Origin of the sequence: Aeromonas sp. s7(2024) (assembly GCF_040907825.1) — a bacterium.
Classification (GTDB): domain Bacteria; phylum Pseudomonadota; class Gammaproteobacteria; order Enterobacterales; family Aeromonadaceae; genus Aeromonas; species Aeromonas veronii.
Map to the genome: position 1 here is coordinate 38,947 of NZ_JBFOCM010000031.1, position 13,944 is coordinate 52,890.

The following is a 13,944-nucleotide window of genomic DNA, read 5'->3' on the forward strand; positions in this document are numbered from 1 at the left end:
CCGCTGATTGAAACAATTCAGGCTCCGTGATGGAGCCTGAATTGTATGTGGTGATGCGGTGATCAGGTGTAGCGGATCACCCGCCCCTCGCCCCCTTGCAGGGTCACGGTTGTGCCGACTGCCTGCCCCTGCCAAAAATCGGTTCCCCCTTCTGGCAGCAGAAACTCCTGTGGTTGCCCCTCCCAGTTGAACAGGCAGAGCAGAGTGCCCCCCTCGGGCAGGCTTACTTCGCCGCAGGCAAAATCCATCGACTCGAAGCGGGCAGAGGGTGCCCGGGCCGCACAGAGCTCAAGCAGCTTGCGCAGTTGCGCAGCCTGCTCCTCATCGAGATCCTGCAGCCGATCACCGGCCAGCATCATGCCGCCGCTCGCCACCAGTGCAGCCAGATGGAAACTGTAATCCGCCTTGCTGGCCTGTTGGGTCGGCAGATCCCGCAGGCAGATACAGTCGGGATCGAGGGCCCAGAGCTTGTCATTTTGCCAAGCACGGCAGAAGGCTTCGCGAGCGATCTGGCGATAGCGGTGGCCGTTGCGCTCCACGTCATCGCTCACCCGCATGCCGTGCACCAGGCCAATGCTTGGCCAGATGGGCGCGTTGCAACCGAGCAGGAAAGCGCCATCGCCAGCACCGCGCAGGATGGCGGCCATGCCGCGCCGATAGGCTTCAACCCGTGTGGCTGCCGGATCGTGGAAACGGCCACCGTGGATGGCGCCCCAGAAGTTGGCATCGAGCTTGAAGTAGTGGATGCCCCACTGTTCGCGCAGGGTGCGGAACACCTGCTCAAGGTGCGCCTGCACCTCGGGGTGGGTACCATCCAGCACATACCAAGGGGTACAACGCCAACCACCATAGGTGACCCGCTCGGAGGGCAACGGCAGACCGTCATCCCCCTTCACAAACCAGTCGGGGTGATCCTGAAACACCTGCGAAGTGGGTTCGGCAATAAAGGGAGCGACCCAGAGGGCAGGCTCGCAGCCAGCCTGTTTGATCTCGGCAGCCAGTGAGGCTACACCTTGCTCGAACTTGGCCGACGGAGTGAGCCAGTCACCCATTTTGGCCTGATAGCCGTCGTCGATTTGCACATAGCGCAACGCAGGGAAACGCTCGGCACGCACCTGCAGATTCTCGCGAATATCGGCGGCACTTACCTCGGCGTAGTAGTGATACCAGGAGCACCAACCGCTCGGGCGATCACTTACCTTGCCGATCAGCGAGCCGTGCTCGACCTCGATCATCCGCGCCAGCTCGGCCAGCAGATCCTCGCGCTCCGCTCCTTCGAGGCAGATCAGCGCCTCGCTCTGCCAGTGCTCACCGGCCGCAAGTTTTCGCCCTTCGCAGTTCATCAGGATCTGCAAGCGACCATCAGGGTAGAGACGAAACTCCCCGCCAAAACGGTGACAGCTGGCAAAGGCGAGCAGCAGCCACCCCTTGTTATGCTCTACCAGCAACAGGTTGTGAATGGTGTGATAGCCATTGTCATCGGTGATGCGATAGACGCTGGCATCGGGACAACGGCCGACATGTTGCGGTGATTGCCAGCTACCCATGGTCTGGGCCAGCATCTGGAATCCTTCGCCATAGATGGCGCTCTCCACCGGCAGGCCAAGCTTGCCGTCAAAAAGCACCCAGCGCTCAACCGGAGTGGCATCAGCGCCGGTGTTGTCGAGTCTCACCCGGCATAGAGGCCCGTCCCACTGACGGGTTTGCAGCAGCTGGGGTGGCAACGCATTATCGTTCGCCAGCTGGCGAACTCGGGACAAGAGGGATGTCATCACTACTCCTTGTAGTTCGAAAAAGGGTTCTATCAGACGATGTTCAACAGATAATCTGCATACAAATCAGCTTCAAACGAACTGATTTCAGTTGTTATTGTTTTAATGCCGCGACCCGGCCTCTCTGGTAAACTGCGATTTTGCTTCCCAGTCGATGAGGTTCACGTGATCGCGCAACGCGCCTTGCTGTACTTTCGTGACTTTATGGTCATCGTCGCCTGCCTGCTGGCAGGTAAATCCGTGGCAGCCATCCTGCCGTTCGCCTTTCCCGGCAGCATCATCGGCATGCTGCTGCTCTTCGTGCTGCTCTCCCTGCAACTGATCAAGCTGCACTGGGTCGAGCTTGGCGCAGGTTTGCTGCTGCGCCACATGGGCGTGCTGTTCGTGCCGGTCGCGGTCGGGCTGGTGGCCTGGCTTGAGCCCCTGCGCCAATCCTTCGGCGTCATCATGCTCTGCATCGTGCTCGGGATCGTGCTGATCCTCGCCACCGTCGGCCGGCTCTACCAGAGGATGAACAAATGATCTTCTGGCTAGCCATTCCCCTGACCCTGGCGCTCTATTTCGCCACCCGTGCCCTCTATCGCCGCCTGCCCTGGCCCATCATCAATCCGGTGCTGGTGCCGACCGCGGTGATCATCGGCCTGCTGCTCTGGTTTGATCTGCCCCTTGAGCAGTACGAGCGCGGCAGCAGCCCCATTACCATGCTGCTGGAGCCCGCAGTAGTGGCGCTGGCGCTGCCGCTCTATCAACAGGCGCGCCAGATCCAGGCCAAGCTCAAGCCCATCCTAATCTGTACCCTCGCCTCCGTCTTGATCTCGGTGTGCACAACCCTGCTGATCGGTCATTTTATGGGCACAGATCCGGCGCTGCTCGCCTCCCTTGCCACCAAATCCATCACCACCCCGCTCGCCATGAGCGTCAGCCAGTCCATCGGCGGCATTCCCGCCATCGCGGCCGCCGTGGTGGTGGTGGTGGGGATTGTCGGTGCCCTGATCGGCTACCCGTTACTCAAACTGCTCAAAGTGACCGATCCGGAAGCGCAAGGGCTCGCCATGGGGGCCTGTGCCCACGCCATCGGCACCGCCACCTCCGCCGAGAAGGGGATCACCCAGGGGGCATTTGCGTCGCTGGCCATGGTAGTGTGCGGGATCCTCACCGCTGCCGTCGCCCCGCTGCTGTTTGCCATCTATCACTGGCTGATCTGATCACCCCATTGACCACCTGTTGACCATTCCGGGGGGCCTGCTGGCCTCTCGGGGTGCGACCTGCCGCACAATTTGCACAAGACAAACGTTTCCATTACCATCCCCCTCCGTTTGCCCGTCAGGGTGTGAGCCTGCTCACACATTTACCCGAGCTTGCTCCCTACAATGGCCGCCCAATTGGCCTTTGAGGACACACTATGCATCCCCGTTTTGCCAAGCCATTCGATACCCTCTCTGCCCCGCTCAAAGCAGCCGTGCAGCCCATGCTGGATAGTGCCGACTTCAACGCCCGCTTCACGCCGGAGCAAGTCGCCACCCTGAAAGCCGCCACAGGTCTCGATGATCGCGCCCTGCGCCTCGCCCTGTTGCCGCTGGCCGCCGCCTGTTCTGTGGCACCCATCTCCAAGTTTTATGTCGGTGCCATCGCCTGCGGCCTGAGCGGCACCTGGTACTTCGGTGCCAACATGGAGTTTGCAGGGCAAGGGTTGTTCCACTCGGTCCACGCCGAGCAGTCCGCCATCTCCAACGCCTGGTTGGGTGGCGAGACCGGGATCTCTGAAATCACCGTCAACTACACCCCTTGCGGCCACTGCCGTCAGTTCATGAACGAGCTGAGTACCGCCAAGATCCTGAAAGTCTCTCTGCCCGATGACCTGAGCGCCCTGCAATCCTTCCTGCCCCACTCGTTTGGCCCGGCTGATCTCGACATCACGGATGCGCTGATGAGCCCGCAGGATCACGCAGAGCTTGAGCTTCAAAGCGAAGACCCGCTGTGGCAAGCCGCGCTGGCCGCCGCCCGTCAAAGCTACGCCCCCTACAGTCAGGGCTATGCCGCGGTGGCGCTGCAGTTTGCCGATGGCCGCATCTTCTCTGGCCGCTACGCCGAGAACGCCGCCTTCAACCCCAGCCTGCCGCCGATGCAGATGGCCTGCGCCCATGCAGTGCTTAATGGCGAAGATCTCGCCACCATCCGCCGCGCCGTACTGCTGGAGAACAAAAACGGCCAGATCAGCCAGCGTGACTCCGCCCAGTCCACCCTCAAGGCACTGGGCTCCATCGAGCTGGAGTATCAGGCGGTCTGACCCCCGCTTCGCTTCGATAAACGAAAGCCCCCGCACCAAGGTGCGGGGGCTTTTTTACTGGGCCGTTTAACCGGGAGCGACTGGTGATCTGCACAGTTTGTGCGCGGTTGATCACCCCATCTGACCGGTTGCTGATCAGACAGGTTTCAGCCGCGCGGTGAAGTGGCGCAGCAACGGCGGCTCGTAGTCAAAGGTGAGCCCGCGAATGTGGCTGGCCCGCGCTTTCACCGCGATCAGGCAGTCGGCCACATAGTCCATGTGATCCCGGGTGTAGACCCGCCGCGGAATGGTGAGCCGCAACAGCTCGAAATCTGCCGCCTCCTGCTTGCCTGTGGCGGGATCACGCCCCAGCAATAGGGAGCCAATCTCCACCCCGCGCACGCCCCCTTCCAGATAGAGCTCGCAGGCGAGCGCATGGGCAGGGAACTGCTCGGCCGGAATATGGGGCAGCAGCTTTTTGGCATCCACAAACACCGCATGGCCGCCGGTGGGGGTCTGGATCGGGATCCCCGCCTCGGCCAGCCGCTCGCCGAGATAGGCCACCTGACTGATGCGATAGGTGAGATACTCCTCATCCATCCCCTCGCGTAGGCCGATGGCGAGCGCCGCCATGTCCCGTCCCGCAAGCCCGCCATAAGTGACAAAACCCTCCATCGCTACGCAGCGCACCTGCACCGCGCGGAACAGGTCGAGATCCTCTTTAAAGCAACACAACCCGCCGATATTGACCAGTCCGTCCTTTTTGGCCGACATGGTGAAGATGTCCCCCAACGCGAACATCTCGCGCACTATCTCCTTGATGCTGCACTTGGCATAAGCCGGATCCCGCTCCTTGATAAACCAGGCGTTCTCGGCGAAACGGGCGGCGTCGATCACCACCGGAATATGGTGGCGACGGGCCAGTTCGGAAACCGCCTCCATATTGGCCATGGAGACCGGCTGACCACCGGCGCTGTTGCAGGTGACCGTGATGATGATACCGGCCACGTTGTCGCCTCCCAGCGTCTCGATGGTGTCGGTCAGGCGGGGAAGATCAAAATCCCCTTTCCAGGCGTAGGGGGCCGTGGTGTCGAGGGCTTTCGGGGTGAGCAGATTGATAGCCCGCGCGCCAGCCAACTCCACATGGGCCTTGGTGGTGTCGAAATGGTAGTTGGAGATAAAGACCGGCGCCTTGCCCTTGCAGCGCTTGACCAGCTCGGGGAAGAGGATCTGCTCGGCCCCGCGCCCCTGGTGGGTGGGCATCACATGCTGGTAGCCAAAAATCTCGCGCACCGTGCGCTCCAGCTCGACGAAGTTGCGGCTGCCCGCATAGGCCTCATCCCCCATCATGATGCCGGCCCACTGGCGGTCGGACATGGCACCGGTGCCGCTGTCGGTCAGCAGATCGATATAGACATCCTCGGCCAACAGCAGGAAGGGGTTCCAGCCAGCGGCCTCGAGGGCGGCACGACGCTCGGCGCCAGTGGTCTGTTTGATGGGCTCGACCATCTTGATACGAAACGGCTCGGGTATACGACGCATAAAAGACTCCTCACCGGCGCGGGGCCAGTGTGTTTGAAATCAGGATTGGCAAAGAGGCCGGGGCGATCAGGGTCGTCCGGCTGACAAATTCAAACGGCGGGTGCCGCCAATCAGCGGTGAGGAAAGTCGAAGGTGAGAATGGGATCCCGGGTATACCAGTGGGCGAGCAGGCAAGCTGCCCGGGGCGTAGCTGTCATGATTGGCATCACTCCCCTCCATATTGGTTGTAGACAGTCGGTGGCCAACAAGATCCATTGATGGGTGCTGCCAGCGGGCAGCCTCGCCACGTTAACGGTTGGTTAATTGGCAAACAAGGGGCGCACCGACGGGCTGTGCGCCCGCTCACAAAGTGCGCATCTGAGCGGCAAACTGGCAGTGAGGTTGATCCGCTCGCGCCCCCGCTTCGTTATTCTCCCTACCCACAAGCCACATACCCCATCAGCCAAGGCCGGAAGCCATCATGCATCGCAAACCCCATCTCCCCGAGAAGATCTGCCCCGTCTGCCAACGCCCCTTCAGCTGGCGGCGCAAGTGGGCACGCAGCTGGGAGGAGGTTCGCTACTGCAGCGAGCGCTGTCGCCACGCTCGTCACCGCAGCCAGCAACCTGAGGGGGATCGAGTCTGATGGAGCTGCGCCTGATTCTCGGCGATCAGCTGAACGCCGGTCACAGCTGGTTTCGCACACCGGATCCAGCAATCTGCTATCTGATGGCGGAGCTGCGCCAGGAGACCGACTACTGCCGCCACCATCGCCAGAAGGTGCTGGCCTTCTTTGCCGCCATGCGCGCCTTCGCGGCAGCCCTCACCCAAGCGGGCCACCGCGTCTGTTACCTGACCCTTGATGAGAGCGCCCGCTGGCACGATTTGCCCGGCTTGCTGGAGGCTCAGCTCGAAGCACATCAGGCCAGCAGCTTTGCCTGGCAGAGCCCGGACGAGTGGCGCCTCGCCAACCAGTTGAAAAGCTGGGCGGCGGGCCTTGCCATCCCTGTCACCGAGGTGGAGAGCGAACATTTTCTCACCCCCCGCGATGGCTGGCAGCGCTATCCTCACAGCCGGATGGAGTTCTTCTACCGCGCCCTGCGAAAGCAATACCAAGTGCTGCTCGATGAGCGCGGCCAACCCCTTGGCGGGCGCTGGAATTTTGATGACGAGAACCGCGCCAAGCTGCCGGCGAGCCAGCCCATCCCGGCGCCCCTCACCTTTGCCAACGAGGTGAGCGAGATTGATGCCATGCTGACCCGCCACGGGGTCAGCACCATCGGCGAGGCGGATGCCAGCGCCCTACCGTGGCCTATCACCCGGCGCCAGAGTCGCGAGCTGCTGGCCCATTTTCTCACCCACTGCCTGCCTCATTTTGGCCGCTATCAGGATGCCCTGAGCGAGCGGGGCTGGAGCCTGTTTCACAGCCGTTTGTCGTTTTCCCTCAACAGCAAGATGCTTCATCCGCTTGAGGTGATTCGGGCCGCCGAGACCCACTGGCAGGCCAATCAGGCAACCATCACGTTGGCGCAGGTGGAGGGCTTTATTCGCCAGATCCTCGGCTGGCGCGAGTTTGTTCGCTCCCTCTACTGGGAGAAGATGCCCGACTACAAGCAGACCAATTTTCTCGGGGCCGACCGGCCGCTGCCCGGCTTTTTCTGGAGCGGCGAAACCAGAATGGCTTGCGTGCGCCACGCCATTGGCCAGTCTCTGGAGCACGGTTACGCCCACCATATCCAGCGGCTGATGGTGACCGGCAACTTTGCCCTGCTGGCGGGGCTCGATCCTGACGAGGTGGATCAGTGGTATCTCGGCATCTATGTGGATGCCATCGAGTGGGTGGAGCTGCCCAACACCCGCGGCATGAGCCAGTTTGCCGATGGCGGCCTGATGGGCAGCAAGCCCTACGCCAGCAGCGGCGCCTATCTCGAGCGGATGGGCCACTACTGCAAGGGGTGCCACTATCAGGTGAAAGCGCGCCACGGCGACGGAAGTTGCCCCTTCAACAGCCTCTACTGGCACTTTCTTTGGCGCAATCGGGACAAACTTGGCAGCAACCCTCGCCTCGCCCTCCCCTATGCCAACTGGGATGGCCAAGCCGCAGAACAACAGCAGGCCATTCTGGCGACGGCGGAGCACTACCTGATCAAGCTGGAGCAGTTGTAAGCGGGCCATGTCCCTCACAACAGCGCAGCGCTTTGCGCTGGCAATCAGGCTCACCATCGCACCAAACACCAGCTTGTGACAGGCAAGCAGACGGAGATCCCAATCCTGCGCAGAGCGGTTGAATATCCTGTGGCGGCTGATTATGGTGGTGGCCACATCAGGAGATCAGTCAAGGAAAGACGATATGGAGATAGTGGTTCTCGGTGGCGGCGTGATAGGGGTAACCAGCGCCTGGTATCTGGCCAAAGCAGGTCACAAAGTAACCCTGCTGGAGCGACAAGGTGGCGTCGCCCTTGAAACCAGCCATGCCAACGCCGGGCAGATATCCCCGGGTTATGCAGCCCCCTGGGCGGCCCCCGGCATTCCCCTCAAGGCCGCCAAGTGGATGCTGCAAAAGCATGCCCCCTTCACCGTGCGCCCCACTGCCGACCCCTTCCAGCTACGCTGGATGCTCAGAATGCTCGCCAACTGCACCCCGACCGCCTATGCCACCAACAAGGGGCGCATGGTGCGTCTGGCCGAATACAGCCGCGACTGCATGAAGCTGCTGCGTGACGAGCTGAACATCGATTACGAAGGGCGCCAGCTCGGCACCCTGCAGCTGTTTCGCAGCCAGTCCCAGCTCGATGCCAGTCAGCGCGATATCGAGGTGCTGGAGGAGTATGGCGTCCCTTACCAGTCGCTGGATGCCAGCGGCTGCGAGGCGGCAGAGCCTGCGCTAGCGCGGGTGCGCGGCAAAATCGTCGGCGGCTTGCGTCTGCCCGGCGACGAGACCGGCGACTGCTTCCGCTTCACCAAGGCCCTTGCCCTTGAAGCCGAGAAGCTCGGGGTCAAGTTCGTCTTCAACTGCGACATCGACGAGATTGAGCAAGCCCGCGGCCGCGCCGTGGCGGTACGGGCGGGCGAGCAGCGCTATCGTGCCGATGCCATCGTCTGTGCGCTCGGCAGCTATGCCACCGGTTTTCTACGGCCGCTGCTGCGCCCGCTCGGGCTCGAACTGCCGGTCTATCCGGTCAAGGGCTACTCCCTCACCCTGCCGATGATCAATGCCGAGGCCGCGCCGCGCAGTACCGTGCTCGATGAGACCTACAAGGTGGCCATCACCCGTTTTGACGAGCGGATCCGGGTCGGCGGCATGGCGGAGCTGTCGGGCTACAACCTCGCCCTTAATCCGAGGCGCCACGACACCCTGGCGATGGTGGTGGGCGATCTCTTCCCCGAGGGGGGCGATATCAGCCAAGCCGAGTTCTGGACCGGCCTGCGCCCCATGACGCCGGATGGCACCCCGCTGGTGGGGCCGAGCCCCATTCCCGGCCTCTGGCTCAATACCGGCCACGGCACCCTGGGCTGGACCATGGCGGCCGGTTCGGGTCAGCTGTTGTGCGATCTTATCAGCGGCAGCGAGCCCGCCATCAGCGATGAGGGGCTCACCCTGGCCCGTTACGGCTAAGCGCCCAAGCTGTCGGGCTGTTTCACTCGCCAACTAAGCCCTCAGACAACAGCAGAGGACGTACTCAACCGCTTTATTGACAGGCCACCGCCAATAACGGTGGCCTTTTCGTCTGATGTTGACCTTCTCCCTCCCCGTCTGCCTGAGCGGTAGTCTGGCTGCCGGTTAATGCAGCAAACGGCACAGAATATTGCGCAATTCGACTTGCGCAAGCCGTCACAATCCGTAATGTGGATAGACGCATTTTTCGCAGCGCATATTTTTTAAATGGCCTGTAAACCGCTTGTAAACAGGCGTCGCCAGACAAGGGGTTACGGGTGTCACCACGAGTTTCTTTAGCAGCAATCCAGGGTAGGACAATATGAAAAAAGTAGGTTTGGTCGGTTGGCGTGGCATGGTGGGATCGGTTCTGATGAGCCGGATGCAGGAAGAGCAGGATTTCGCCCATATTCAACCCACATTCTTCACCACCTCCCAGGCCGGTGAGGCCGCTCCCAACTTCGGCGTCGATGCCGGTACTCTGCAAGACGCCTTCGATATCGAAGCGCTGGCCAAGCAGGATATCATCATCACCGCCCAGGGCGGCGACTACACCAAGGATGTCTATCCGCGCCTGAAAGCCGCTGGCTGGCAGGGTTACTGGATTGACGCCGCCTCCTCCCTGCGGATGGAGAAAGACGCCGTCATCATTCTGGATCCGGTCAACGGCGACGTCATCGAGCAGGCCCTGAACGATGGCATCAAGACCTTCGTCGGCGGCAACTGCACCGTCAGCCTGATGCTGCTGGCCCTCGGCGGCCTGTTCAAGGCCGATCTGGTGGAGTGGGTGAGCGTTGCTACCTATCAGGCGGCCTCCGGTGGCGGTGCCCGCCATATGCGCGAGCTGGTCACCCAGATGGGGATGCTGCGCGACGAAGTGGCGGTCGAGCTGGCAGACCCTGCCTCCGCCATCCTCGACATCGAGCGCAAGATCACCGAGAAGACCCGCTCCGGCACCCTGCCGGTAGACAACTTCGGCGTGCCGCTGGCCGGTGGCCTTATCCCCTGGATTGACACCAAGCTCGACAACGGCCAGAGCCGTGAAGAGTGGAAGGGGCAGGCCGAGACCAACAAGATTTTGGGTATCGAGAACGCCGTCATTCCGGTGGATGGTCTGTGCGTGCGGATCGGTGCCCTGCGCTGCCACAGCCAGGCCTTCACCATCAAGCTGAAAAAAGATGTGCCGCTGGCAGAGATCGAAGCGCTGCTGGCTGCCCACAACGACTGGGTAAAAGTGATCCCCAACGATCGCGATATCACCGCCCGCGAGCTGACCCCTGCGGCCGTTACCGGCACCCTCAGCATTCCGGTGGGCCGTCTGCGCAAACTCAATATGGGCCCTGAGTATCTGGCCGCCTTTACCGTTGGTGACCAACTGCTGTGGGGCGCCGCCGAGCCGCTGCGCCGCATGCTGCGTATCTTGCTGGCGCGCTAATCCGCAAGCTATAGGCAGATACAACAAGGGCGGGGAGTCACACTCCCCGCCCTTTTTGATTGCCTGTTTTTATGACCCGTTTAACGGGTTCACGGCCTTGCCATTACTTGAGCAGGATTCGCTGGCAGCCGCTGTAGATCTCGGCCCGCCCGGGGCGACAAAAACCGACCAGGGTGAGCCCGGTCTGCTCGGCCCGCTCGACCGCAAGCTCGGTGGCGGCGGAGATGGCGAGCAGGATCTCCACCCCGGCGCTGGCGCACTTTTGTACCATCTCGAAACTGGCGCGGCTGGTCACCAGAATGGCGCCGTCGCGCCGACCCGTGCGGCACAGATGGCCCACCAGCTTGTCCAGCGCAATATGGCGCCCCACATCCTCGCGGATGGCGAGAATATTGCCCTCACCATCCAGATGCACTGCCGCATGGGTAGCGCCGGTGCGCTGACCCAGCAACTGGAGCGGGCGCAGCGCGCTCAATACCTTGTCGATATGGCCCACCGCCAGACGCTGACTGTCGGGCAAGCTTGGCTGGGTGCGGATCACCTGCTCCAGACTCTCGCTGCCGCAGATGCCGCAACCGGTGCGCCCCGCGAGCGTGCGCCGCTTCTCTTTGAGGCGATAAACGCAGCGATTGGCCAACGTGATATGCAGCTCAATCCCCTGACAGCCGTCATGCTGCTCGATGTCGTGGATATCGAGCAGGCTGTCGATGATCCCCTCGGATAGCGAAAAACCGATGGCGAAATCCTCCAGATCGGAGGCCGAACACATCATCACGCTGTGGGCGATGCCGTTGTAGACCAGCACCACCGGCGTCTCGGAGGGGAGCGCCATTTCGCTGTCGCAGGTCAAGGTATCGGCGCGGTAGTGCAGCACCTCGCGATGGATGGCGCAGCGGGCCAGCTCGCTCTGCTCAGGTTTCAACTCCGGCAGAGCCGCATCTGCTCCTCCCCTCATGGTGCGACCCCGTCAATGATCTCGGGATCTCGGGCTGAAATGCCGAGCCGCTTCATTTTGGAGAGCAAGGTGGTGCGCTTCATGCCGAGACGGTTGGCCGCCCCCCGCTCGCCAGCGACGATGCCGTTGCAGTCACGCAGGGCGGTGATGATCGCCTCGCGCTCATCAATCGGACCCTCCTCGGCAAAGAGCGGCGTGGCGGGCTCGTCATAAACCAGAGTCTCAATCTTGTGGTAACCCTTGAGGGGCATCAGCTCATCAGGCGAGAGGTTGAGCACATGGCCGCGGGTCATCACCACGGCGCGCTCGATGACGTTCTCCAGCTCGCGGATATTGCCGTACCAGGGCAGCGACACCAGCATTTTCATGGCATCGGCGGGGATCGAGGTGATGGTGCGGCGCATCCGCTTGGCGATCTTCTTGATAAAGAAATTGACCAAGAGTGGAATGTCCTCGCGCCGCTCGCGCAGGGGCGGCAGCTCGATGGGAAAGACGTTGAGGCGGTAGTAGAGATCGCTTCTGAAACGCTTGTTCTTGACCATGGAGAGCAGATCACAGTTGGTGGCGGCCACCAGCCGCACATCCACCGCGATGGGGTTGCTGTTGCCCACCCGCTCCAGCTCGTGCTCCTGCAATACCCGCAACAGTTTGGGCTGCAAGTCCAGCGGCATATCCCCCACTTCGTCGAGGAACAGGGTCCCCTTATGGGCCCGCTCGAAACGGCCGATCCGCTGGGTCAAGGCGCCGGTAAAGGCCCCCTTCTCGTGGCCAAAGAGATCGCTCTCGATAAGGCCGGTGGGAATGGCGGCGCAGTTCACCTTCACCATCTCGTGGTCGTGGCGGGCACTCAGGGCGTGAATGGCCTGGGCGATCAGCTCCTTGCCGGTGCCGGTCTCGCCGAGGATCAGCACGGTGCTGTCGCTCTCGGCCACCAGCCGCACCTTCTCCAGCACGCTCTCCATCACCGCGCTCTGGTAGATGATGTGGGGGAACTCCCCCTGCATCTGCGGCTCGTTGATGCGAATGGTCTTCTCGCGGGCCCCCGTGGTGTTGGAGATCTCCTGCTGCGCCTGCACGTTGTTCATGGCAATCGCCGTGCGCGCCGCTACCTGCTCCAGCAAGGAGATATCGATATCGGCAAAAAAGTCGGCGTTGGGGTGCGAGAGGATCAACACCCCCAGCAGGTTGCCCCGATAGCGCAGCGGCAAAATGCAGGAGCTGTCAGCCTCGGGCGGCAGGATCTGGGAGGTAAAGCGGCAGCGATTGCTGCAGCAGTGGCCGTGTTCGCGATAGACAAAAAACGGCTCGCTATGACCAAGGGCCCCCTGCAGACACTTCTTTTCAAAACAGGAGTGATCGATGATGCCCGGCTGATCGCTCTGGTGCTGATTGACCAGATAGCTCTTGAAGCTGTCGGAGGTGGCGTTGTACTCCGCCAGACACAAGCTGCTGATGCCAAAGTGGTGGTGCAGGATGGCAAACAGGCTCTTGGGCAGCTCGGCGATGCGCACCAGTTTGATTACCGCGTTGGTCACATCCACCAGAATTTTGCAGCTGTCGCGCTCAAGACGCAGGGAGTTGGCCTGCTCCAGAGTGCGCTCCTTGTCGAGCACGTTCTCCAGCGCAATGGCGATAATGGCCGCCAGCTGGGTCAGCTTGGCGAGTGTCTCCATGGTGAAGCTGTCGAGCTGGGTGTTGATAAACTCGACCCCGCCCAGATGGCTGCGGGCGGTGGTAATGGGGAGCTGGCAGTAGGAGCGCAGCCCCCCGTAGACCCCTTCGCGATCCAGCGCCGGGCAGCGATTCTCAAAGCGGGCGGCAGCGAGAATGATGGCCTGTTCCGGGGTCTCTTTGGTAGGACGGGGGGAGAGGTGCAGCTCTGCCTTGGGGCAGACCAGATGCTTTGGGCCGGAATGTCCCATGAAGTAGAAGATGGCCTCCTCGTCCGCACCCATGTTGAGGATCAGGTTGACCCGGGTCACGCCGCCGAAGCTGGCATCTATCTTGTTGAGTTTGTGGATAAAATCATCGAGCGTCACGGCCGACAGGAGGGATTTGGAGAGCAGGAGAAAACCGTCGTCCCAGATGGGAGAGATCTCGTCCAGGGGGATGGCACTCACATTTAGCATTGCGGCCTCACGTTATATCGATTTAGTCACCAGTCAGGCTGTCCATGCCATCGCATCACGACAAGCACTCGTCACCAAAATAAATAGCCGCAGCCCGTAAAAGCGGCTGCCAATAAGAAAAGCGGTGACGAAAATTGTCGCATGTTGCAATTCCAGAGTTGTTATTAACGAACGACAACAAAAAGTAACATCGTTATCGGGGGATATATTG

General features: G+C 61.6%; 11 protein-coding genes. 7 read left to right on the forward strand and 4 right to left on the reverse strand.

What is annotated here, in order from left to right:
• Window positions 1-62: 62 nt before the first annotated feature.
• Window positions 63-1,772 (reverse strand): alpha-galactosidase, encoded by a 1,710-nt coding sequence (locus AB5Y73_RS13570; protein ID WP_107682908.1) that lies wholly within the window; start codon window positions 1,770-1,772, stop codon window positions 63-65.
• A 165-nt stretch (window positions 1,773-1,937) separates the two neighbouring features.
• Here AB5Y73_RS13570 and AB5Y73_RS13575 point away from each other — a divergent pair, with 165 nt between their 5' ends.
• From AB5Y73_RS13575 to cdd, 3 genes are all read left to right on the forward strand, one after another.
• Entirely contained in the window at window positions 1,938-2,294 is a 357-nt protein-coding gene (locus AB5Y73_RS13575) for a CidA/LrgA family protein (protein WP_005333279.1), read from the forward strand.
• Window positions 2,291-2,977, forward strand: a complete 687-nt coding sequence (locus tag AB5Y73_RS13580; protein ID WP_005333281.1) for an LrgB family protein — start codon at window positions 2,291-2,293, stop codon at window positions 2,975-2,977. The genes AB5Y73_RS13575 and AB5Y73_RS13580 overlap by 4 nt, the downstream gene beginning before the upstream one ends.
• Window positions 2,978-3,174: 197 nt before the next feature.
• On the forward strand, window positions 3,175-4,059 hold the full coding sequence (gene cdd / locus AB5Y73_RS13585; protein WP_043819876.1) for a cytidine deaminase: 885 nt from the start codon (window positions 3,175-3,177) through the stop codon (window positions 4,057-4,059).
• Between the two features lie 135 nt (window positions 4,060-4,194).
• Here the strand turns inward: cdd and AB5Y73_RS13590 are convergent, their stop codons facing one another.
• On the reverse strand, window positions 4,195-5,580 hold the full coding sequence (locus AB5Y73_RS13590; RefSeq protein WP_118853795.1) for a tryptophanase: 1,386 nt from the start codon (window positions 5,578-5,580) through the stop codon (window positions 4,195-4,197).
• Window positions 5,581-6,040: 460 nt separating this feature from the next.
• Here AB5Y73_RS13590 and AB5Y73_RS13595 point away from each other — a divergent pair, with 460 nt between their 5' ends.
• From AB5Y73_RS13595 to asd, 4 genes are all read left to right on the forward strand, one after another.
• Window positions 6,041-6,205, forward strand: coding sequence for a DUF2256 domain-containing protein (locus AB5Y73_RS13595; protein WP_118853794.1), 165 nt, complete (start codon window positions 6,041-6,043; stop codon window positions 6,203-6,205).
• On the forward strand, window positions 6,205-7,725 hold the full coding sequence (locus AB5Y73_RS13600) for a cryptochrome/photolyase family protein (RefSeq protein ID WP_118853793.1): 1,521 nt from the start codon (window positions 6,205-6,207) through the stop codon (window positions 7,723-7,725). The genes AB5Y73_RS13595 and AB5Y73_RS13600 overlap by 1 nt, the downstream gene beginning before the upstream one ends.
• A gap of 142 nt (window positions 7,726-7,867) precedes the next feature.
• Window positions 7,868-9,175, forward strand: coding sequence for a D-amino acid dehydrogenase (locus AB5Y73_RS13605; RefSeq protein WP_323670585.1), 1,308 nt, complete (start codon window positions 7,868-7,870; stop codon window positions 9,173-9,175).
• Between the two features lie 361 nt (window positions 9,176-9,536).
• Window positions 9,537-10,649 carry an aspartate-semialdehyde dehydrogenase gene (gene asd / locus AB5Y73_RS13610; protein ID WP_005345266.1) on the forward strand — a complete coding sequence of 371 codons (1,113 nt, stop codon included), beginning with the start codon at window positions 9,537-9,539 and terminating at the stop codon, window positions 10,647-10,649.
• A gap of 103 nt (window positions 10,650-10,752) precedes the next feature.
• Here asd and fdhD read toward each other — a convergent pair whose 3' ends face one another.
• Together fdhD and AB5Y73_RS13620 are read right to left on the reverse strand one after the other, a co-directional pair.
• Window positions 10,753-11,604 carry a formate dehydrogenase accessory sulfurtransferase FdhD gene (fdhD, locus tag AB5Y73_RS13615; protein ID WP_162895345.1) on the reverse strand — a complete coding sequence of 284 codons (852 nt, stop codon included), beginning with the start codon at window positions 11,602-11,604 and terminating at the stop codon, window positions 10,753-10,755.
• Window positions 11,601-13,733 (reverse strand): sigma 54-interacting transcriptional regulator, encoded by a 2,133-nt coding sequence (locus AB5Y73_RS13620; protein WP_181497295.1) that lies wholly within the window; start codon window positions 13,731-13,733, stop codon window positions 11,601-11,603. Before AB5Y73_RS13620 ends, fdhD begins: the two co-directional genes overlap by 4 nt.
• Between the last annotated feature and the right edge of the window lie 211 nt (window positions 13,734-13,944).